General features: G+C 52.6%; 15 protein-coding genes. 9 read left to right on the top strand and 6 right to left on the bottom strand.

The annotated features are described in order from the left end of the window. Window positions 1-2454 carry a hypothetical protein gene (locus DUE52_RS27630; RefSeq protein WP_133299964.1) on the bottom strand — a complete coding sequence of 818 codons (2454 nt, stop codon included), beginning with the start codon at window positions 2452-2454 and terminating at the stop codon, window positions 1-3. Further along, window positions 2417-3469: a hypothetical protein gene (locus DUE52_RS27625; RefSeq protein ID WP_114409328.1), complete on the bottom strand. Its 1053-nt coding sequence runs from the start codon at window positions 3467-3469 to the stop codon at window positions 2417-2419. The genes DUE52_RS27630 and DUE52_RS27625 overlap by 38 nt, the downstream gene beginning before the upstream one ends. Before the next feature lie 158 nt (window positions 3470-3627). On the opposite strand from DUE52_RS27625, the gene DUE52_RS27620 reads away from it, so the two are divergent. From DUE52_RS27620 to DUE52_RS27585, 8 genes are all read left to right on the top strand, one after another. Next, window positions 3628-4251, top strand: a complete 624-nt coding sequence (locus DUE52_RS27620) for a response regulator (RefSeq protein ID WP_114409327.1) — start codon at window positions 3628-3630, stop codon at window positions 4249-4251. Window positions 4252-4505: 254 nt separating this feature from the next. Further along, the gene (locus DUE52_RS32985) at window positions 4506-5066 is read left to right on the top strand and encodes a collagen-like triple helix repeat-containing protein (RefSeq protein WP_114409326.1); all 561 of its coding nucleotides are present in this window, start codon (window positions 4506-4508) and stop codon (window positions 5064-5066) included. An 8-nt stretch (window positions 5067-5074) separates the two neighbouring features. After that, window positions 5075-5920 (top strand): DUF4476 domain-containing protein, encoded by an 846-nt coding sequence (locus DUE52_RS27610; RefSeq protein WP_114409325.1) that lies wholly within the window; start codon window positions 5075-5077, stop codon window positions 5918-5920. Window positions 5921-5953: 33 nt separating this feature from the next. Further along, a complete protein-coding gene (locus DUE52_RS27605) occupies window positions 5954-8935 on the top strand; it encodes a membrane dipeptidase (RefSeq protein ID WP_133299963.1) in 2982 nt (993 codons plus the stop codon). Window positions 8936-8970: 35 nt separating this feature from the next. Then, window positions 8971-9237, top strand: a complete 267-nt coding sequence (locus DUE52_RS27600) for a hypothetical protein (protein WP_133299962.1) — start codon at window positions 8971-8973, stop codon at window positions 9235-9237. Between the two features lie 13 nt (window positions 9238-9250). Next, complete coding sequence (locus DUE52_RS27595; RefSeq protein WP_114409322.1) at window positions 9251-10438, top strand: hypothetical protein; 1188 nt, start codon at window positions 9251-9253, stop codon at window positions 10436-10438. A gap of 2 nt (window positions 10439-10440) precedes the next feature. Then, entirely contained in the window at window positions 10441-12846 is a 2406-nt protein-coding gene (locus DUE52_RS27590; protein ID WP_114409321.1) for a caspase family protein, read from the top strand. Between the two features lie 10 nt (window positions 12847-12856). Continuing rightward, a complete protein-coding gene (locus tag DUE52_RS27585) occupies window positions 12857-14218 on the top strand; it encodes a hypothetical protein (protein ID WP_133299961.1) in 1362 nt (453 codons plus the stop codon). 58 nt (window positions 14219-14276) lie between these two features. On the opposite strand, the gene DUE52_RS27580 is transcribed toward DUE52_RS27585, so the two are convergent. The 4 genes from DUE52_RS27580 to DUE52_RS27565 form a co-directional block, all read right to left on the bottom strand. After that, window positions 14277-16619, bottom strand: coding sequence for a glycoside hydrolase family 65 protein (locus tag DUE52_RS27580; RefSeq protein ID WP_114409319.1), 2343 nt, complete (start codon window positions 16617-16619; stop codon window positions 14277-14279). Between the two features lie 116 nt (window positions 16620-16735). Then, window positions 16736-17308 (bottom strand): DinB family protein, encoded by a 573-nt coding sequence (locus DUE52_RS27575; protein WP_114409318.1) that lies wholly within the window; start codon window positions 17306-17308, stop codon window positions 16736-16738. Window positions 17309-17500: 192 nt separating this feature from the next. Then, entirely contained in the window at window positions 17501-18166 is a 666-nt protein-coding gene (pgmB, locus tag DUE52_RS27570; protein ID WP_114409317.1) for a beta-phosphoglucomutase, read from the bottom strand. 90 nt (window positions 18167-18256) lie between these two features. Then, the gene (locus tag DUE52_RS27565) at window positions 18257-20134 is read right to left on the bottom strand and encodes a glycoside hydrolase family 13 protein (protein WP_114409316.1); all 1878 of its coding nucleotides are present in this window, start codon (window positions 20132-20134) and stop codon (window positions 18257-18259) included. Between the two features lie 267 nt (window positions 20135-20401). On the opposite strand from DUE52_RS27565, the gene DUE52_RS27560 reads away from it, so the two are divergent. Beyond that, window positions 20402-22147, top strand: a complete 1746-nt coding sequence (locus DUE52_RS27560) for an alpha-amylase family glycosyl hydrolase (RefSeq protein ID WP_374755927.1) — start codon at window positions 20402-20404, stop codon at window positions 22145-22147. Window positions 22148-22154: the final 7 nt, after the last annotated feature.

Raw genomic sequence — 22154 nt, 5'->3', positions numbered from 1 at the left:
TTATTTCCCGGCCAGAAAATCCGAATAGGTTGCGCATTCCCGAATCATCTCCTTGTGAAAGCGGGTTTGCGCATATTCTTTGGCCAGTTTGGTCAGGGAGGCACTGTATTGCTCCCGACGCAGGTTTTTCATTTCGGTATCGAACGGTTTAGGGTCGATCGCGTAATTGCGTCTGGCATATTCAATTTCCTGGCGGGTGCGGAACGCATTTTGTTCGCAGCGAGCGGCCATAAAGCAGGCCTTGGCGGCCAGTTCGGGGTTTTTGGCAGCCGCCATCGCCTTCTCGAAAAAAGCTTTGGCGGTTACATTGGTATAATAATCCTGCTCGCCAACCAATTGAAGCCCGCGATCCCGTTGAGGCTGCTGAACTTGCCGGTAGGTATACTGGTAAAGAACCGGTTCGGCCCCGCTCCAGCGCGCCCGCACCAGCAGCCAGGCATTGCCAAACCAGCTCATATTGAACGCCCCGCAACCCAGTTGGTAATACAGGTCGGCGGCTGCATCACCCGATGCGGTTTTGGCCTGGTTTTCCAGGTCGACCATTTTTTTGAGGAATGAAACCGGGGTGTAGGCGTTGGCGGGTTTCGTTCCGCGCTGCTTGCCGGGGAGCGTAACGACGAACGGATTTTCGTTGAAATACGACGTAAAGGGTTCAGTGTTCCAGGTTTTCGGGGAAACTTTCGCATAGGCTTCGGCGGCTTCCGCATACTGATTTTCGGCCAGCAACCGTCTTCCCAAAAGCAGATACAGCGCATCGTTGGTAAAACCGGTCAGTTTCAACAGCCGTTGGTCAAACCCGGTAGGGTTGGATTGGGTCGCAAACTGCACGACGTTCCGGATCGTGGCGGATGAGGTCGTATCTTCAATGTCGTACAGATCGGAATGGCTGTCAAAATAGAGGTCATTCCGGTTAAGTTGCGACGATGTCAGGGCGGTGAGTAAAAACGCTTTGGCGGTCGAAGGCCCATCCGGCTGGTCCGATTTTGACCGAAAACAACCCGACAGCCAGCCGCCCGATTCTTTTTCAGCGGGTTTTCCGTAGCCGTATTTCACGGCCAACTGTTTGCAGGTTTCGACAAATGCATTGGTCATGTGAAAGCTCGTCGAATTGCCGAACTGTTCGAGGTAGCCAATGAGCTGGGTTTCAACGTCCGGCGTAAGGCTTTCCGTTTGGGCAGTAAGCAAAAGCATTTGTTGCAACGCGATCTGCTTTTTCAACATCGGGTTGTTGGTCGGTTGCTGACTGGCCAGATCGAGGTTGGTTTTGGCATCAGGATAGGCTTTGGCCAGATAGTCCAGATACGCAGTTGCCGTGTACCAGAATGCCGGATTTCCCAATTTGGTATTCCCGGCCGACTGTAGCGCAAATTCCCGAAGCTGCTGGAAATAATCGGGGGCTTCGTTTTTCCGATCCACGAAATTGAGCGAGTCCGTCCGCGTTTTATCATCATAGACGTTGATGGGTGACGAGTCCTGAAAGAAGAAGTACTCATTCCGGTTGATTTCCCGCGCCATTACCAACTCGATCAACGGATTTTCGGGGTTCAGGCTCGCCATTTCTTTCAAAAACGGCAAGGCATCCTGTTTCGGCTGAATGGCACAAATGGCGTAGACGGCGGCTTTTTCGCGGTCATTTTTGCAAAAATCCAGCGTTTTTTTCCGAAACCGGATGCCGTAAATCCGCAGGCTGGTTTCGGCTTCGCGACGGCGTGACGGACAGCGGTCAAAAACCTGCGCAAATTCATACAGGGCCTGGGCCGTATCACCCAACGCCATCGTTGCCCCCGCATGACGGCACAACGACCAGTCGCTCAGGAAAGTTTTTTTGGACAACGGACGAACCTGGTTGTCATAAAGTGTGCGGCTCAGGGCGTAGTTCTTTGCCATAGCCGCCAGTTTGACGGCTTGAAAAGCGTAACGCTCTTTCAAAAACGGCTCCTGCGTGGACTCAAACCCGGTCCGGGCTTCGGCCAGAAGCGTCGTCAACACCGACCCCGAGGTGTCCTGACGAACCGAATCTGCTTCCCAGACATTGACCGGACGCGGGGCGGCTTCCTCGGCTTGCCAGGCCAGTTTCAGGTAGGTCAAAGCCGCCGGGTTGGTGGCTGTTGCCCAGCGAACCAGGCCGTTTGACGCCTGGTTGTCGCGGCTGTAGAGGGCGGCAGAAATCTCGGTTTCGGACACTTTGCCCCGGCTGTAGGCTTTCCACGCCAGCACGTTTTCATCGGTTACGACCGTATCTTCATCCGTATCAAAATAATCATCATACCGGTAGAGTTGTGGCGTAAAGTGATAAATCTGGTCCCGCGGGGCGGTTTGACTGCTTTCCGGCATGAAAAAACTCATAAACTCGTTGATGTCGTACGAACTGGGGCCACAGGCAAAGCCGATCAGAATGGCAGCCGACAGCAGGACACTACGGAGCCGACCGGACAAGAGATTGAAGAAACGCATCGGTATAGGAAGATGTTACGGTAGAATCGAGATGATAGAGGGCAAATGTAAGTTTTTGATTTTGAATTTTCGATAGCAAAAGCTGCTTCCCCGCCGTCAAATCGTCGTTTTGGCAGGCTTCGGCTCGGAAGAGGTCACCCCGGCGGATGGAAAAGCCGAGGGCAGTGGTGTCGCGGGTGGCCACGAAGCGGTTTTCGGTCTCCGGTTTCAAAAAGGAACACGTCGCCAGTGTTTTGGAATCGAGGTTGTTGAGCAAGCTCAGAAACCGGTTGTTCCGGTAAACCACCGTCCAGCGGAACAGTGGCAGAACCACATCCAGCGGCAAAGGATAGTGTTCCAAAAAGTCGGTATACCGTTGGGCTACATCCAGATCATAAATCGAATTGCGGGTTTCGGCACGTTTCCAGTCGGCCATGTTGTAAAACATCAACATGCCCCGGTCGACGGGCGGCAGTCCGGTTTGTTCCGGAAACTTGATCTGGTGCAGCCGGATGGTGGCCGAAACCGGACCCTTGAAACGGGTTTTAAGTTCCCGGAGCAGGTGAAAATACCGCTCCCGGCTCCCCGCACTCCAGTCACAATCCAACTGAATTTCCGGACTGCGAATGCCATTCTGCCGGGACATCTGCGTGATTTTCCGAAAGAGGTTTTCGGCCAGCCCCGGAATGGCCGAAGCATCACTGCGAAGAAGCGTCTGGTTTGTGATAAACACCACCGGAACGATGGTCAGACCAACGGGTTTTTGGGCAAACCGGACGACGGCTTTTGGAACCGCCGATTGGGTGGCCGGGTCCCAGTCCACGTCGAAATACCGGAGGTAAAGCTTCCGGATTTGAAGCTGATCGAGCAACCGACGTTCGGTAGCGGAGAGGTTGTAGGTGGTTTGCCAGGAATAAAAAGCCGGGGTGAGTTGTTTCGAATCGGGCGTCTGGCAGGAAAGCATTACCAGAAAACCCGTTATGAAAAAAAGGCACAGCCCACTGGGTAGCTTGAAATGGCAACGGGTTTTATTCATGGAGTGGACTATTTCTTCAAAACAGAGCAAACTCGTAAAAATGCAGCGAGTATACGCATTCTTGCGGTTTTATTCCAGGCCATCTGTCCCATGAATATGGGATGGCATATCAGTATTTGTCTGATTAACTTTGTTCGCAAACGTCTACCCATTCGAGAATGGATTCCATCCGTGTACTGATTTACGAAGACAATGTCACCCTGCGTGGGGCTCTGGAAGTCCTAATCGAGGGAAGCGAGGGCTACGAAGCGGTGGGCGCTTATGGAGACACCCTCAACATTGAAAACCAGGTGGAGCAACTCCAGCCGGATGTGATCCTGATGGACATCAGTATGCCGGGGCAGAGTGGCATTCAGGCCGTTCAAAAGCTACAGACCCGGTTTTCGCACGTCGAGGTATTGATGCTCACGGTTTTTGACGACGATGAGTCGGTATTCGATGCGCTGAAAGGCGGGGCGACGGGCTATCTGCTCAAGAAAACACCGCCGGCCGAGATTCTGAGTGCCATCCAGCAAGTCTACGAGGGTGGGGCTCCCATGTCGCCGGTCATTGCCCGGCGGGTGCTGGTTTCACTGCAATCCGGAAAAGAAACCCCGGAAATGGCCCGGCTGACGGCGCGTGAAAAGGAAATCCTGGATCTGCTGGCCCAGGGACTCAGCTACAAACTCATCGCCAGCGAAGCCGGCATCAGCATCGAAACCGTGCGGACGCACATCAAGCGAATCTACGAAAAACTCCACGTTCACTCCGTTACAGAAGCCCTGGCGCACTACCGGCACTGATCTCGAAAAAATCTTTGCGGGAAAATCAGCCGATGCCAGTCTGGTATCGGCTGATTTTGTATTGACCAGTTTTTAGCAAAATCAGGGTTTAAAGCCTAAAATCAGGTATTTCTACGGGGCCGCTGCGTAGTTCCCTCGTCCCCTTTTTATGGGATTGACGGGCATTGAAGGACGTTCTACATTTGAAGCGACAATCTCTACGGGGCTTTCTGCCCAAAACGATACTCAACTTTTCAGTGTACCATTTTACAACCATGATCAACCTGTCTATTTTTTCCATTCTTCGTTCGCTCATCGTGGCTTTGACGATCCTTTCTCTGTTTTCCGCCTGTAAATCCGGTGAAGCCGGTCCCAAAGGCGATACAGGTGCAACGGGTCCGGCTGGCCCGGCCGGAGCCACCGGAGTAGCAGGACCGGCGGGGGCCACTGGAAATGCGAATGTTATCCAAATTTCTTACGGTCCAAGGACTACCACCGCTAGTGGTTTTTCAAACTTTTCTCTTAATCCATTGACAACGGACCAGATATCAAACTCGGTTTTTTTTACGTATGTGAGTTTTCCGGCTGAGCCATTCTCATGGTCATTCTTACCAGGATCATTTAGGTTAATGGACAATACTTATACCTACGCCGTTAGGATCGGTGCCAGAGAGCGACAACTGTATTTAGATCGGAATTCTGGATCTGGAGCCCTGACCTTTAATGCTATTCGGATCATCGCCATTCCGGCCAATGACCTTCGAAATGGCCGTAAAGCAGCCGTTGATTTTTCGAATTATGAAGAAGTGAAAAAGTTTTACAACCTGCCTGACTAATTGAAGCGATGAAAACCCGTCAACTTCTCAATCGGCTCCGCTGGCTGTTCCTGTTCTTCCTGTCGATGCCCGTTTGGGTAGTGGCCCAAAACGGTAATCAGCCCTATATCCGCTTTACCCTTACGACGGGGGGCGACGACCTCCGGAACGGGCAAAACGTGACCATTAGTCTTTTCCCAACCCCGGAAATGGGCAGCTATCCCCAATTTCGGGATGTGAATATGAACCAGGGACGCGGTTCGGGTAATAACAGTAGCTTTTACTACGATTTTCCGCTGGGCAATGGCTGGAAACCGTCAAACTTCAGAGCTTTCAAAATTCTGCACGATGGAAGCGGCCACAGCCCGTTTGAGGGCTACGACAACTGGAATCTCGACCGCATCCATGTCTTATTTGTCGATCCCTCGGGCTATCCGAAGCAAACCATTATGCTCGATCAATCCGGGCAACCGCTGGTGCGGTTTGCGGGCGACAAGCGTGGTCATTCGTGGACATTCAGCCCGTCTACAACCGGTTCCGGTTTACCAAATGGAACGGGTGCCGGGGTGAAAAAACCGATGTCGGATTCCATGATCGCTACCATCATTCGATTAGGCTACTCATCGGTCGATGATCCGCTAATCATTATGCAGTCAAAGGTTAAACAGCAAGGGGCTACGCAGACGATGACCGTAGAGCAGGTTCGTCGCTTGATGCAGGCATTTAAAACCGATCGCGACAAATACCACATTGCCGGAACCTGTTTCGAGTTCGTCAGTGACCGACAGAATTTCAGTAGCCTGACGGATGAACTGGCCGATGTGAAATACCGGGATGGCTTTTTGCGCATTGCCAACCGGCTGCAAACCAATTAATTGTATGCTGCCCGCTTTTTAAAACTCACCTTCATGAAAACAAAATTATTGCTTTGCACGCTGTTTATTCTCACGGCTCTGAGAATACAGGCTCAGGACATGGTCCGCATCGTGCGCTGGATCTCACCCGTCACCGGCGACTTTGAATCCATGCCCGAAGGCCGTCATACGGACGCTCAACTCCAAAGCTGGGGTTACAAAACCAAAACGTATCAATATTCAGCCTACAAAACCCGCCCCAGCGACCCCAACGCGATTGCGGTTTATCGCTGGACGATGCCCAATTGTGCGGCCTCGATCATGTTTGGGGAGCACGAAATCCCCGATGCGAAGCTGCGGGAGTGGGGCTATAAAGACAAGGAATTTCAGTTTTACGCCTACCGGAACAAACCGGCGACGGGCGATTTTGTAGCCGTCAATCGCTGGATCAACGTCAAACCGGAGGGTGATAAATGCCGGGATTTCACGCTGACGGTGGCCGAAACCGAACATCCAGACCAACGGCTCATCGGGTATGGCTATTCCAATAAAATGACACAGTTTTGGGTGCCGAGGCCCGGGTTGGACATGATGAATAGAGACAAACCGATTAAAGATCTATTTGTTGAATCTCAGCTACTCAACCCCAATTTCGAATTGGGCAACCTCACGGGCTGGACGAATACCGGCAACGGCTTTCGGGTGGAACGGGGCGATTTACCCATGCCGGTATCGGCCTGGGGGCCAAGAACCATGCCGCTGGGTGGCGATTACTGGCAGGGGTTGACGCCCGATTTCAAATGGAACAACGGTCGGCAGGGCGAGTTTTATGCCAGTTCTGCCGGGGCGGGTACAAACCGGGCCGAATTGATTTCTTCCGAATTTAGACCGAATAAGAAGTACATCACGTTCCTGATGGGTGTAAACTGGAGTGGAGTCAACTGGCGGGCGGCTGATGAGTTGCCAAAGTTGCGGGTTGAATTGCTCGTGGCTGATAACGGCAAAGCGATTGAACGAATCGTGAAAAGCCAGGAATCGCGTGGTGGTCTCATTGATCCTAAAACGGGAAGGCCAGTCACGTCTTCCCTGCTTGATCGTAAACCGGTTCCGCAAACCACTGTGGATGGGAAAAGCTATTCCATTGTTGAAACCGTGTCATTTACAACCACCAACACCCCTTCTCCGCAGCAGTTCTCCCGTCAATATCTGAATAAATATGAAGGCATCTGCCGGATTCGGGTCGTCGACGAAGCGGCAAATGGGTCAATTCTTGTGGATGATGTGCAAGTGGAAGATACGCCGGGGGCGGCAGTGTCCACACGGTCGAACATGCCGTTGTGGGGTTTTGTGGATTTGCACACGCATCCGATGAGCCATTTGGGATTTGGCAAAAAACTCATGCACGGCGCTCCGGACATAGGGTCTTTGATTCCCGCTGGCACGAGAGGGTGTAATGGTAGTGATTTCCGAGCCCGAACGATTCAGGATGCACTCGGCAATTGCAACGCCACCCACGGTGGATGGGGAACGGATAACGGCTGTGGCAATTACCTTCGCGCGGTCGCCATTAGTAAAGCACTCGATGGGGATTTTGTGTATAATACCAGCCACAATCCCTTTGAAGGAGGCAACCTTCACGGCGATCACCAGCATGCCGGTATTGAAGCTAATTTGAAGTACTGGCCGCACCAAACTTCGGTCTCCCACCAGCAAATGTGGTGGGAATGGATTAAACGGGCTTACGACGGAGGGCTGCGGACGATGGTTGCCCTGACGGTCAACAATGAGTTATTAACCGAGGTGATTGATGGGGATGTACCCAAAGACGACAAAACCACCTCCGATCTCCAAATAGACGAGATTATTAGTTTCGTCGGCCGCCACAGCGATTTTATGGCCATTGCCCGCAGTTCTGCCGATCTGCGCCGAATTGTAGGTGCTAATAAATTAGCCGTTATCCTTGGGGTTGAAGTGGATAATCTGGGTAATTTCCACAAACCGGGAGTGGTCTGCAATGAAGCGACGGTACGGGCCGAAATCCAGCGGCTTTATTCGAAAGGAGTTCGTTATGTATTTCCGATTCACCTGGTTGATAACAAGTTTGGTGGAACCGCTGTATATGAAGACTTGTTCAATCTGGCCAACAAATATGCCACCGGAAGTCTATTTACCGTCGCCAGTTCTACCGATCCGACCATTACGCACCGGTTGGGCAGTGGCCTGGATGGAGCCGGAAATCTATCCGTAAAGGCCGCTATCGATGGTGCTTCCGGCATCCCGTTCCCACCCGCTTTCGATGCTTTTAAATGCCCGGTTCCGATGCTGGGTTGCTGGGATAAATTCAAACTGATTACGGGTCTGCTTACACCGGATGCTCAATATGCCAGATATGCCAGCACTCCGGGAGGGCACGCCAATAGCAAAGGTTTGACCCCAATCGGAGCGTTTGCTATCGCCGAAATGATGAAACTGGGTATGCTGATCGATATTGATCACATGTCTCAAAAATCCATGGAAATGACCCTGGATTTGGTGAAAAATATACCAGGGGGTTATCCCTTTAACATTGGCCATAATGGACTTCGGGGTACTTCTGGGAATGAGCGGGCTGTCAATTTGGCAACAACGCAACGAGTGGCGGCTTTGGGGGGAATGTTCGGAGTTGGTACCGCGGATACAGAAGCGGCACGATTTATTGATGCAGCCCAAAAGGTCTCGGTAGCGATGGCAAATCGGGGTATTGCAATTGGGACAGATGTCAACGGGATGGAGCCATTACCAAAGACATCGCCGGGTCTGAATTCGACTTCTTTCTATGCGCGTTTCACCAAGTGTAAAACCGTCTGGAATGGTGGTAGCCGGGAGTGGGATTATACGCAGGAAGGGGTCGCTCACTATGGTTTAATGCCTGATTTCTTACAGGACATTTCGTTGAAACCGGGTGGCAAACCTATTATAACCAATCTCTTCTCCGGCGCTGAATACTTCGCCCGCATGTGGGAAAAATGTGAACAGCAGAAGTCACAGGTGCGCTGATGGCGACCCGCCGGTACCGTTCCCCCTTTTCCGGTGTGCAACTTTGGCAGGATCTGAAGCAACTGGACGGGGAGGAGGGGAATCTGAGCGTGTTTCGACCTGCCCAACGCCTGTATACTGTTGACGTGGAACCGCCCAACTTTGTGATTCAGAAAGCCCGGGCAACCAAAAGTGGGACGGAATACTTTGTTCAGCTAACCGGGTGCATCGAAGATCAGTTCTGTATTGGCCCGTCTGGCTGTTTCACCGGTTTTTGGTCAAACGCTGGCAGTTACAACCCGTTTTTTCTTTCAAAACTCTAAAAAAGTAACGCGTATGAAACTACTTTTTTTGCTGCTCATGGGGTGGCTGGTCAGTAGTCTGGTCCAGGCTCAGGACATGGTCCGCATCGTGCGCTGGATCTCGCCCGTCACCGGAGACTTTGAATCCATGCCCGAAGGCCGTCATACGGACGCTCAACTCCAAAGCTGGGGCTACAAAACCAAAACGTATCAATATTCAGCCTACAAAACCCGCCCCAGCGACCCCAACGCGATTGCGGTTTATCGCTGGACGATGCCCAATTGTGCGGCCTCGATCATGTTTGGGGAGCACGAAATCCCCGATGTGAAGCTGCGAGAGTGGGGCTATAAAGACAAAGAGTTTCAGTTTTACGCCTACCGGAACAAACCGGCGACGGGTGATTTTGTAGCCGTCAATCGCTGGATCAATGCCAAACCGGAGGGTGATAAATGCCGGGATTTCACGCTGACGGTGGCCGAAACCGAACATCCAGACCAACGGCTCATCGGGTATGGCTATTCCAATAAAATGACACAGTTTTGGGTGCCAAGGCCCGGTACTAACGGAATGACCCTGGCGACAGGCCAGACCATCCGGCTTGAAAACATCAATGAGTGGCTTTGCCCCAATCAGCGGACGCGGGGCGATGGCGAATTCGACGGCCACGGGCCGCGCATTAAATCGGAGGTAAAGCTTCGCCTGGCCGACGGTGGACGTGCTATTTATGCCGACATCACGTTCTGGGCGCAGGAAACCCAGCACGATTGGTCGACCGCCGAAGGCCGCTGGACGCGCAAAGTGTATGACGCCCCGTATGGCAAGCGAATCGTCCGGATTCTGTCGGATCAGGCGTCGCGGACGCAGTTCATCAGTCCTCCGGCGGGTCCGCAGTTTCTGTTTCCCGGAACCGACGTTTCAGCCGCCGTCAACGGGTTTCTGGACGGTATTGGCGGAGGCATTGCGAATGCGGTTTTTGCCTTACACGGCATTCCACCCGGCAATCTGAACGAATTCGGCAAGCTGGTCCGGCGCATGGACAATCAGGGCAATACCGCCGTGCGGGTGCCGGCAATTGAAGGCACGCTCGTGAAATATTTTACCATCGTTGGCGACACCGGCGGGGGCGATATCAGTCATGACGACAACTGCAATGACGATACGCGGATTGTAGGCATCGAGTTTGCGCCGGTGCGGGTTGAATTTGCTTTACCCCAAAATTGAGTATGAAAACGCCCCTGCATTTTTCGCTGCTGTTGGTAGCCGGGCTGCTGCTTATGAATGCCACCAATGCCCAGCCACCCAAACCGGGTTTGTTTGTCTTGTCGGTCGGTGTGTCGAAATATAAAAATCCGAAGTACAATCTCAAATATGCCCACAAGGATGCGCTCGATCTGGCCGAAGCCTGGCGTAGTCAAACCGATCTGTACGATGTGCGGGAAGTCAAAACGTTGGTGAATGAGCAGGCTACCCGGGCCAACATTCGGGCTGCGCTCATCGATATGAAAAAGAAGGTGTCGCCTACGAGTTTTCTGGTCTTCATTTTCTCCGGACATGGATTGAACGACGCCCTGGTGACGCATGAATTCGACAACGACGACCGAACGGCCACCACCCTGAGTCGTTCGGATCTGACCCAGCAACTCAGCGCCTTGGGAGGTAATTACATTGCCCTACTGGATGCCTGTCACAGTGGGAGTTTTGCCAAAAACTTCGGCGGGGGTGGCAAAGACATCAGCGATTTTCAGGCCGAGCAAAACGAAGCCATTAAAGGATTGCTTCGGGCGCTGAGCGCAAACGATAAGGCCACGATTGTGATTGGTTCCTCGTCGTCGAGTGAAAAATCGGATGAATGTGAGGCTTGTCAGAATGGCTATTTCACCCAATGCCTCCTGGATGCATTCGACGGAAAACCGGTGCTGGACGGTCGGCGCACCATTCGGCCCGACACCGATGGAAACGGTTTTGTGGAAACCAACGAGCTGGATCATTACATCAAGGAATCCGTATTTGTGACGACCCGCGACAAGCAGTTTGCTCAAAGCGTCAATTCAAAACAGACTATCGGTTATCATTTTTCGATTGTCAGACCCAAAAATAGTACGGGAATGGGGCAACCGGTACGATCACCGGTTGGGGGAGCCCCTCCGGCTGAACCTGCTGCGGGGGGCACAGCGAAGTCGGTTTCCTTTCAGGTTACCGGTTTACCCGCTGAACGGAACAAAGATAATGATGGCGATGGCATTCCAAACCTGTTTGACCAATGCCCCGATCAAGTGGGAGACGTGCGGTTTTGGGGCTGTGTGAACGATCCTGAGCCCGACAGCAAATGGACGCAGCAGAGTAACGGTGCCATTCCGCCGGGGGCGGTATCGCTCGGACCCGAGCCAGCGGGCAAGGCCCGTTTTCTGGCGCGGGCGGGTCATGGACTGGGTTATATCGAATCGGGTAGTCAACTGGCTAAAATAACGTTGGGTACGACGGTGATGGAAGTGAATGTTTATGATATCCTAAACAAAGGGCAATTTGCCTGGATTTCAGGAAGTTCAGCTTTGGCGAGTGGCCGGTTTGTGCCGATCCGGGCCAGTGCGCCAGGCGTTGCAATCGTCCGGGCCAACTACAATGGTCAGGTGCTGGTCAATACCGCAGGCCGAAATACGACGGAAGCTCGCTTTAGGACCGACGATCCTACTCCTTACAAAAGTAAAGCGTTTCAGGTATTGGTCAATAAAGATGCAGAATCCTGCCAACTGGCGGTCAGCGCACACCAGGATATGCGCCCCCGTGATTTTTATTTGTATGTCAACGGGGCACCGTATCAGGGATTGGGGAGGTCGTTCAAATTTACGGAGATGCAAACCGGTAAGATTAGCCTGAAAGCCAAATACATGGTGTTGAAAGCAAAAGGATTTTTAACGGTAAAATACGATACACTCTGGCGAACGACGGAACCGTATGATTTTGAAGCCAAACCCGGCCAGACGTACACGGTTTTGCTGGGGCGAACCTGGCCGACCAAAACCGGAGGTTACCAGATTGCTCTGGCGGATGCCACGAACAAAGAACTGTTTACGGCACCCGTGGCACCAACCCCGACGCCGATGGCGGATGCTCAACCCAGTGGTTCTGTTGTGTCTTCATCCGGAAACGGCAATACGGCAGGGGCGTTGGTACGGGTTGTGCGCTGGAAATCACCCGTGATAGGCGATTTTGAGTCGATGCCCGAAGGACGACACACAGATGCCCAACTTCAGAGCTGGGGATACACGTTGAAGACTTATCAGTATTCCGCTTATAAAACCCGGCCTAATCATCCTGATGCCATTGCCGTCTACCGATGGACCAGTCCCAACTGCGCGACCTCAATGATGTTTGGCGAGCATGAAATTTCAGATGCCCAACTGCGACAATGGGGCTATAAAGATAAGGAATTTCAGTTTTATGCCTATCGTCGGCCGCCCAGCGACGGGCTACCGTATGTGGCGGTTTACCGCTGGATCAACGCAAAGCCACAGGGAGATGCCTGCCGTGACTTTACATTAACGGTTGCTGAAACCGAATATGCCGATGCTGATCTGATCCGGTTTGGCTATTCCAGTAAGCTCCTTCAATTTTATGTGCCACGTCCTTAATGAGTTGATAATGAAAAAGTTGCTAATTTTAGTTGTGCTCTTGTCGGGTTGGAGGGCCGGTTCTGTTGCCCAAACGTCCACCAGTGACTATGGCACTATTCTGGCTCAACTCCGCCAGACCGACGTATTCCGGGAGTGTGCGGAATTCAAATCCAGTGTTGAACGGGATACCCGAAATGCGGCCCAGTCGCCCAACCTCACTGCCGAACAGCGCGAGCAGCTCCGGCTGGCCTACACGGGGGTGTACGAAAAGCACGATGCCTTCCTGAAAACCGTTAAGCAGGATCTGGTCAACACCCAGCGGATGCAGGCCGTGGCCGCCAACCCGGCTGCCGAAGCCGCACAGTATGCAACCCTCTATGCCGCCGTAAAAACGGAGTACGATAACCGGCTCGTACCGGTGCTCCAATCGATTCCGGGTAGTGGAAAAGCCATTCTGGATGATTTGAAGGCAATGGCCAAAGCCACGTTTTCAACCGTTGTCAGTCAGGTGTTGACCAACGTAACCACCCGCATTCAGCAGAAACTGACGCTCAATGCCGTGCTGCCCGTTGTGAACGAACAGTTTTACAACCCGTTGCGCCTGAAACTCTGGTCGGAACTGGACATTCCCGCGCCGGCGACGTCCATCGGCAACCCGGCGTTGAGTGGTCCGACAACCACCGGGAATCCTGCGCTGGCCGCAGGCAGTGGAACCCTTGTTCAGCCCCAATCCGAAGCCGTTGTGATTCCGGCCCCGACCGTCAGCCAGTTGTCGGGAACGTTGATGTTCGTGCAAACCACCAATTCAACAGAGCTTCCAATGAATTTCGAGCTACGGACGGGCAAAGACATTGATGTGGTGACGGATGTTCCCAATGATCACTCGACGGTTCCGGATCTGTATTTTACCACATCGGAAGCCTACCCACTGGGAACCCGGTTTAAAATCAAAGTCACTAATTCGGCTTTTACCTACGTGCTGGTTCTGAATTCCGATGGGGTTAAACTGTTGCATCCGCGCGTTCAGATAAACAGCGGCAATGGCGGGAAAGACATTGACGTGGTGGGAGACGTAACGCCTGCCACCGGCGATTTGCAGATTCCCTCAACAGGTTCGTTTGCCATTACGCCTTCGAAAACCGGTGTGCAGACGGAGTCCGAGGATTTTGCGTTGCTACTTTCCAAATCAGAACTGTCGGTGGAGGAAATCATTGAAAAACTCAACGCCATACCGGGAAATCTGGCTGAGCGTATCACGCAGATATTTGGTGGTGAGCGAGTTTCGTTAAGTCAGGCGGGTGTTCAGTCAATGGGCAATCAACTCACCTTCAATGCCGGAGGAGCAACTCAGCACGTATTACCGCTCGTTTTCAAAATCCGCAAAATGTAAGTGTCCTGGTTCCCAAACCGGAGAAATGAATTTTCGGGTTTGGGAACCAGGCCTTTTGTTAAACCGCATCCGGCTCAATCTCCACATTGGCCGGTCGCTGCACCGTTTTCTGGCTTTTGCCCTCCAGAACCAGCAAACTGCCAAAGAGAACGATCTCGGCGGCTTTGTCCGAAAAGTTCTGCACACTTACATCGGTTTGCGTCACTTTGATTTCCAGCAAGGCTCCGCGAAACCGCACCTTGAACGCCAGCGACGCCCAGTTGTCGGGGCAATTGGGTTCTAAAACCACCTGCTCATCCTTGATCCGGAAACCGCCGAATCCCTTCACCACCGCCAGCCAGGTGCCGGCCATCGAGGTGATGTGACAGCCGTCTTCGGTGTCGTTGTTGTAGTCGTCGAGGTCCAGCCGGGCGGTGCGCAGGTACATTTCATACGCCTTCTCCTTCATCCCCAGTTGCGACGCCAGCACCGAGTGGACGCAGGGTGAGAGCGACGATTCGTGAACGGTCATCGGCTCGTAGAAATCGAAATTCCGGCGCAACGTCTCCCGGTCGAAGTCGTCTTCAAAAAAATACATGCCCTGCAACACGTCGGCCTGTTTGATAAAACACGAGCGCAGAATCCGGTCCCACGACCAGTGCTGGTTCAACGGCCGCTGTCCTTTCGGAATCTCGCTCACCGGCATCAGTTCTTTGTCCAGAAACGATTCCTGTTGCAGAAAAACCTGCCGGTTTTCGTCGTAGGGGAGGTGAATGTTCTCTGCGATGTGCAGAGCAGTGGCCACTTCCTTTTCTTCCCGGAAATGAATCCGGTCACACAGCGCCATGAATTTCTCCGGATTAAGCTGTTTTACCCGGCCAACCACTTCGGTGGTATAGCGCAACGTCCAGGCGGCCAGGTAACTTGTGTACCAGTTGTTGTTGACATTGTTTTCGTACTCGTTCGGCCCGGTGACCCCCAGCATGACATACTGCTGTTTGGCCTCCGACCAGTTGACGCGCTGGCTCCAGAACCGGCTGATGGCAATCAGCACTTCCAGACCGTAGTCTGTCAAATAGTCCTCGTCGCCCGTATACCGCACGTAATCGTAAATGGCGTAGGCGATGGCGCCGTTGCGGTGGATTTCCTCAAACGTGATTTCCCACTCATTATGACATTCCTCGCCGTTCATCGTCACCATTGGATAGAGGGCCGCCCCGGCTTTGAAACCCAGTTTCCGGGCATTCTCGATGGCTTTTTCGAGGTGCTTATACCGATAAAGCAGCAGGTTTCGGCTCACTTTCTGGTCGGCGGTGGCGAGGTAAAAAGGCAAACAGTAGGCTTCGGTGTCCCAATAGGTCGAGCCGCCGTATTTCTCACCGGTAAATCCTTTCGGGCCAATGTTCAGCCGTTCATCTTCGCCGGTATAGGTCTGGTTCAGTTGGAAAATCGAAAACCGGATGCCCTGCTGGGCCGCAACATCGCCTTCGATGGTAATGTCGTTCATTTTCCACTTGTCGGCCCAGGCCTGCTGCTGTTCGATCAGCATCCGGTCGAACCCTTTTCCGGTAATCCGCTGCAGGTATTTCCGGGTTTCCGCAACCACCGAGTCACTGTCATAATTCAGGGACGACAGGTTGACGGCGTATTTGTAAATCGCCGTTTCCTGGCCCTGGCGACATTCGAGCGTGATGCGGTTGGCGACGTATTTTTCCTGCCGGATGGGCTGGGATTGAAAATCGATCCGGGCGTTGTCCTGCTCAATTTCGATGGCCATACCGGTGCAAACGTGAAAGCCGGTTTTTCGGGTCCGTAGCTCAATGTAGGCTTCCCCGTAGCCGGTTTCTTTCCGTACTTCATCCCAAAACGTTTCGTCGTAGTTGGAGTCACGGTTGCGGATGTTGCCGTCGATGAAGGGTTCAATGGTGATTTTAGCATCGAAATTCAGGGGCGTCAGGCTGTAGCGGATCACCCCGGCTTCGTCGTCGACGATGGAGCAAAACCGCTTCGAATGGACCTGTAACTCTTTTCCGCTTTTCAGCAAAGCCACAAACGACCGTTCCAGATACCCTTCCTGCATGTTCAGCACGCGCCGGAAATCGCGGACTTCGCAGGTGTTCAGGTCGAGTGTTTCGTATTCGATGTTGATGGAAATGCCGATCCAGTTGGCCGCGTTCAACACTTTGGCGAAGTATTCGGGATACCCGTTCTTCCACCAGCCAACCCGGGTTTTGTCAGGATAATAAACCCCGGCAACGTAGTTGCCCTGCAAGGTTTTGCCCGAAAAATTTTCTTCAAAATTTCCCCGCTGTCCCATGCGCCCGTTACCGAGGCTCATGACACTCTCCGTAATTTCATTGTAGGAACGGTGGAAATCCTCTTCAACAATCAGCCAGGGGTCGTGCTTTAAGTACTGTTTCATTCCGGGTTAAGGTTATTTTTAGCGAGATGGAAAACACTATGTGATAGGGTGCGCTGTTAATAAATTGATTGGTAAATACTTATGGTTTTTTGATCAAGGGCTGGGCGTAAATATAATTATTTCGCCAGAAAACCAGCGGCTTCCTGCTTCACCCGCAGGGCCTGGTTGAGGTGACGCTCGGTGTGGGCCACCAGCATCTGAAACGCATCGCCGACGTTGATTTTAAGCCAGTTGCCAAAGAGGGTCATCACTTTTTCCTCGTTCCAGTCGATGTACGGTGCCTTGTCGAGCAATTCGTGCAAAAGCTGCTGTAATTCAACAAACTGCTTCATCACATCGCGGGCGTCCAGATCGTTGCGGGGCGTCATGAACGAAACCGTCGGCAGTTTCAGGCTGCTGTTTGGGTCGACGGCTTTGCGCAGCATCCGACCGACCAGCGTGCTTTTCAGCGGTTGATCGGTCGGGTTAGTCTGAATGAATCCCAGGTCATCGACTTTTTTCTGCAGGTTTCGAATGTAAAACCGTTCGGCCAGGTTGAGGTGTTGCAAACACTGCGTGATGCTCCAGCGTTTGGTGTCGGGTTTCCAGTTCAGTTGCTCGTCGGACAGCGGACGAAATTCCCGCTCAACGGTTTCCAGAACCGTTTTGATCCGCTGCTGGAGTTGGTGGGCGGTTTCTATTTTTTGCATATTTTTCAAACCCTGTCAGCGCCGGGTCATTGCATGATCGACAGACCCTGACAGCGGTTTTTATTTAATAAAAAAGATAACCGCTGATGACATGATCGGTTGAGCCAGAGTTCGACCGCTGATTGGGTTTCAACCGCTGTTAGGATCTGTCGATCGATCATGCGACGGCCTTGGAAAAAGTCTTCACCGCTGTCAGGGTCTATCGACCGCTGACAGGGTGAAGACCTCCTCCATCGTCAATTGCGCCAGCGACGGCACCACCAGGTCGGCCTGGGTCAGAACCGACGGCAAACCAATGCCAACCGCCAGCATGCCACCCCGTTTGGCGGCTTCGACACCCGCAACGGCATCTTCAAAAACCACACATTCGTCGGGCCGGACGTGAAGTTCGGCGGCACCTTTCAAAAAAACCTCCGGATCGGGCTTGCCCCGGCTGATTTTGGTGCCGTCGATAATCGAATCGAAATCGTCGATCATCCCAATGCGTTCCAGAATCAGGCGGGCATTTTTACTGACCGATCCGAGGGCAGTTTTGAGGTGAGCGGCTTTTACGGCCACGAAAAAATCCGTTACGCCGGGCAAGATAGCCGCAGGGGTCATCTGTGAAATCAGTTCCAGATACCACTCGTTTTTCTGCGTAGCCAGTGCCAGCTTATGATCCTCCGAAATCGTCAGCCCGCCGTGGGCCAGAATAATTTCCAGGGATTCGGTGCGGCTGATGCCCTTCAATTGCTCATTAAATTCTTCCGTAATATCGAATCCCAGCGTGTTGGCCATCCGTCGCCAGGCTTGATAATGATAAATCGCGGTGTCAACAATAACGCCATCCAGGTCAAAAAGTAAGGCTTTTATGGGCATTGGCTGATTGATTATGCAGGTTGTGTACTGCAATAAAGCGATAAAAAAGGACTTATGCGTTAGCGTTCCCCCGTTTTCATCCAGGCCCGTTTAGCGAGCCAGTTCCAGCACCACCGCAGTTTTGGCCGGTAATTTGAGGGTAGTCAAGCTGTTGATTACCTCGTCGGTCAGCACGTTTCGAGCCTTTGTAAAACCTGCCATGCGTTCGGCAAACCGGCCGGTTTCCAGATTGATTTCCTGCTCAGTCGAATTGGTCGCTATCATCACGGTTTTGGACGCATCATAGCGAAAATAGACGTAGGTGCCGTTTTGGGGAATAAACTGCATCAATTTCCCCGCGTGCAAAGTCGGCGTGTTTTTCCGGTAATTAGCCAGTTTTTTTACAAAATTGAAGGCGTCTTTTTCCTTTTCGTTTCGCCCGGCATCGGTAAATTTATTCGCCGGATCACCGGGAAAACCGCCCGGAAAATCCCGGCGCACTTCCGCATCCGACGGGTTTTTGGTGTTCTTCATCAGCACTTCCGTTCCGTAATACCATGAAGGGATGCCGCGCGTTGTCAGAAGCCAGGTGACGCCCATTTTGTATTTCGCGTAATCGTCGCCAATCACCGACAGGTAGCGGTCGGTATCGTGGTTGTCCAGAAACGTAACCAGCTTTTGCGGATCGGCATAAACCGCATCTGTCGCCAACGCCTGATAAACCCGGTTGACGCCCGAATCCCAGCCAAAATTCTCTTTCAAAGCCGCATTAAAAGCATCATACAAGACAAAATCCAGACCGCCCGGCTGATTGGATTTGAACGGCTGCTCGATCCGGTTTTTGACAAAAAACGCCTGCGCCACGGGGTTGCCAACCCAGGCTTCCCCGAAAATATGGAGTTTGGGATACTCCGTCAAAAGGGCCTGATTACAGCGGTTCAGGAAGTTCAAATCGTTGTATTTATAGGTGTCGACGCGCCACGCATCCAGCGCAAAAAGCTCCGTACACCAGATCGCATGCTGAATCAGATACGTGGACAAAAACGAATTTCGCAGGTTCAGATCGGGCAGAAAAGGCGTGAACCAGCCGTCCAGCAGTACTTTTCGGTCCGAAGCCGAAGAATAGGGATCATACAAAGCCTGCTCTTTGTGCGAACTGCCGGTGTAGGTCGGCCATTGGTTGAACCAGTCTTTGAACGGTTGATTTTTATAAAGCCAGTGGTCGTCGCTCACGTGGTTATACACCGCATCCTGCACCAGTTTCATGCCGCGCTGGTGGAGCGCCTGACCCAATTTTCGGTAGCCCTCCGTGCCGCCAAACCGCTTGTCGATCTGGTAATGGTCCGTAAAATGATAGCCGTGGTACCCCGCCTGCATCCGGTCGGGAGCTTCCTGTTTCAAGGTTTCATCGTTGGCCAGAACCGGCGTCATCCAGAGGGCTGTGACGCCCAGTTCCTGCAAATAATCCAGGTGGTTGGTGATGCCCTGCAAGTCCCCGCCGTGCCGTAAATGCGGAACCGACCGATCGGCTTTGGTGTCGAGCAGGTCAGGAAAAGCATCGTTGGCCGGGTCGCCGTTGGCAAAGCGGTCGGGCATGATCAGGTAAATAAAGTCGGCCGCCGAAACGCCCTGCCCTTTCGGCCCGGTTGTCCGAGGCTTTAACTCGTAGGCTCGACTGACGGTTTCGGAGCCGCTTTTTCCCACAATTCGAAAAGTGCCCGGTTTGGCAGTTGCGGAAATAAGCAGATCCAGAAAAATAAAATCGGGGTTTTCGGCCTTCTGTGTTTTCACCAGTTTGACGCCGGGGTAGTTGATCGTGTAGGTCATCGATCCGGCTTTGGGGCCGTAGACGAGAAGCTGGAGGTTGGGGTTTTTCAGGCCGACCCACCAGTTGGTTGGGTCGATGCGCTGGATGGCCGCGGACTGCGCCAGGGCCCGGCACAAGACAAGCTGGATGACCAGAAGCAAGAGGGTAATCGAACGGTTCATAACGGTTAGCGGAGAGATTGGAACACAATCTTAAATATGGTAAAATAAAGGATTTGTTTTCATATTGCCAGTAAATTTGAAATTTGACGTCGAAACCAGTCCGTCTCGTCAGGCAGACATTGGTAAATTTGTATCTTGGACATGAAGACGAATTCATCCACTCCAGATTCTTTCAAAATAAACCGCCGAACTTTTGCCGGTGGGTTGGTGGCTTCCGGTATGCTGCATACCCTGGCGGCTTTTTCCGTTGAACCCTTACAGTCGAACATGAATACATCTGTGCCCATCGAAGAAAAGTCAGACAAACTCGTTGTTTACCAAATTTTTACACGCCTTTTCGGTAATCAGAATACGACCAATAAACCCTGGGGAAGCCGGGATGAAAACGGCGTTGGCAAATTCAACGACATTACCGCCAAAGCCTTGCAGGAACTGAAGAAATTTGGTGTTTCGCACGTCTGGTATACCGGAATTATCGAACACGCGCTGATGACGGATTACTCGGCATTCGGGATCCGGAAAGACAATCCGCAGGTGGTGAAAGGCCGGGCGGGTTCGCCTTATGCCATCAAAGATTATTACGACGTGAACCCGGATCTGGCGGTCGATGTGCCCAACCGGATGAAGGAATTCGAGGATTTACTGAAACGGTCGCACACCAACGATCTGAAAGTGCTGATCGATTTTATTCCCAACCACGTGGCCCGGGAGTATCATTCCGACGCCAAACCGGCAGGCGTGCAGGACATGGGAGAGGGCGATGACACCAGCAAACCCTTCGATCCGAAAAACAATTTCTATTATTTGCCCGGTCAATCATTTCAGGTGCCGCAGGGCGTCGTGACCCCGGAAGAATCGGTGGTGAACTACGTTGAAAATCCGGCCAAAGCGACAGGCAATGACGTTTTCAAAGCCCAGCCCGACCTCAATGACTGGTATGAAACGATCAAGCTGAATTACGGTGTCGATTACCTCAACAACCGCCAAACGCACTTCGATCCGGTTCCGTCGACCTGGGTAAAAATGAAGGATATTCTGCTGTTCTGGGCGGCCAAAGGCGTGGACGGTTTTCGGTGCGACATGGCCGAAATGGTGCCGGTCGAATTTTGGGGCTGGGCCATTCCGCAGGTCAAGGCGGCTTTTCCCGATGTCATTTTTATCGCCGAAATCTACAACCCGCAGCAATACCGCAACTATATTTTTACCGGCAAATTCGATTACCTCTACGACAAAGTTGGCCTGTATGACGCCGTTCGGCGGTTGATGGAAGGCCACGGGACGACGGAGGATATTACGCGGGTTTGGCAACAGGAGTCGGGCGATTATGCCAATCACATGCTGCGGTTTCTGGAAAACCACGACGAACAGCGCGTGGCCTCCCGGTTTTTTGCCAGCGATCCGTGGACGGCGGTTCCGGCCATGACGCTTTCGGCCACCCTGCACACCGGCCCGCTGATGATCTATTTCGGGCAGGAACTGGGCGTCAACCCGACGCAGGCCGAAGGGTTTCAGGGGGAAGATGGCCGGACGACCATTTTTGATTACTGGGGTGTCCCGGAATTTCAGGCCTGGACCAACGGCAGCGTGGACAAACCCGCCAGGTTCGATGGTGGCAAGCTAACGGACGACCAGAAAAATCTTCGGAAATTCTACCAGCAGTTGAACCAGTTGGTCAACACCAGCGACGCCATCCGGATGGGTGCTTTTTACGACTTGCAATACGCAAACAACGCCGGCAAAAGCCCCGGCTACGACCAGCACCGGCTGTATAGTTACCTGCGGCACTCGGCCAAACAGAAACTGCTGATTGTTTGTAATTTCGACAAACAGAAAACCGCTAAAACGACGGTTCGCATTCCGGTGGAAGCCTGGAAAACCATGAAGCTGGACGGGACCAAAATCTATTCGTTTAGCGATATTTTTCGGACAAAAACCAAGTTAAAATCAGCCGCGACTTCCGGTGTTCCGGTCGAATTGCCGCCGTTGAGTGTGCTGGTTTTGGAAATCAAATAAGCTAGCT

The organism is Larkinella punicea (assembly GCF_003334855.1).
GTDB classification, from domain to species: Bacteria; Bacteroidota; Bacteroidia; order Cytophagales; family Spirosomataceae; genus Larkinella; species Larkinella punicea.
This window is presented reverse-complemented; position numbering and strand designations above follow the sequence as displayed.

Excerpts from the sequence above, each read along its gene's own strand:
- DUE52_RS27560 (WP_374755927.1), top strand. The coding sequence starts at position 20,402 with ATGAATACATCTGTGCCCATCGAAGAAAAGTCAGACAAACTCGTTGTT.
- DUE52_RS27610 (WP_114409325.1), top strand. The coding sequence starts at position 5,075 with ATGAAAACCCGTCAACTTCTCAATCGGCTCCGCTGGCTGTTCCTGTTC.
- DUE52_RS27585 (WP_133299961.1), top strand. The coding sequence starts at position 12,857 with ATGAAAAAGTTGCTAATTTTAGTTGTGCTCTTGTCGGGTTGGAGGGCC.
- DUE52_RS27595 (WP_114409322.1), top strand. The coding sequence starts at position 9,251 with ATGAAACTACTTTTTTTGCTGCTCATGGGGTGGCTGGTCAGTAGTCTG.
- DUE52_RS27605 (WP_133299963.1), top strand. The coding sequence starts at position 5,954 with ATGAAAACAAAATTATTGCTTTGCACGCTGTTTATTCTCACGGCTCTG.
- DUE52_RS27625 (WP_114409328.1), bottom strand. The coding sequence starts at position 3,469 with ATGAATAAAACCCGTTGCCATTTCAAGCTACCCAGTGGGCTGTGCCTT.
- DUE52_RS27590 (WP_114409321.1), top strand. The coding sequence starts at position 10,441 with ATGAAAACGCCCCTGCATTTTTCGCTGCTGTTGGTAGCCGGGCTGCTG.
- DUE52_RS27580 (WP_114409319.1), bottom strand. The coding sequence starts at position 16,619 with ATGAAACAGTACTTAAAGCACGACCCCTGGCTGATTGTTGAAGAGGAT.
- DUE52_RS32985 (WP_114409326.1), top strand. The coding sequence starts at position 4,506 with ATGATCAACCTGTCTATTTTTTCCATTCTTCGTTCGCTCATCGTGGCT.
- pgmB (WP_114409317.1), bottom strand. The coding sequence starts at position 18,166 with ATGCCCATAAAAGCCTTACTTTTTGACCTGGATGGCGTTATTGTTGAC.
- DUE52_RS27630 (WP_133299964.1), bottom strand. The coding sequence starts at position 2,454 with ATGCGTTTCTTCAATCTCTTGTCCGGTCGGCTCCGTAGTGTCCTGCTG.
- DUE52_RS27620 (WP_114409327.1), top strand. The coding sequence starts at position 3,628 with ATGGATTCCATCCGTGTACTGATTTACGAAGACAATGTCACCCTGCGT.
- DUE52_RS27575 (WP_114409318.1), bottom strand. The coding sequence starts at position 17,308 with ATGCAAAAAATAGAAACCGCCCACCAACTCCAGCAGCGGATCAAAACG.
- DUE52_RS27565 (WP_114409316.1), bottom strand. The coding sequence starts at position 20,134 with ATGAACCGTTCGATTACCCTCTTGCTTCTGGTCATCCAGCTTGTCTTG.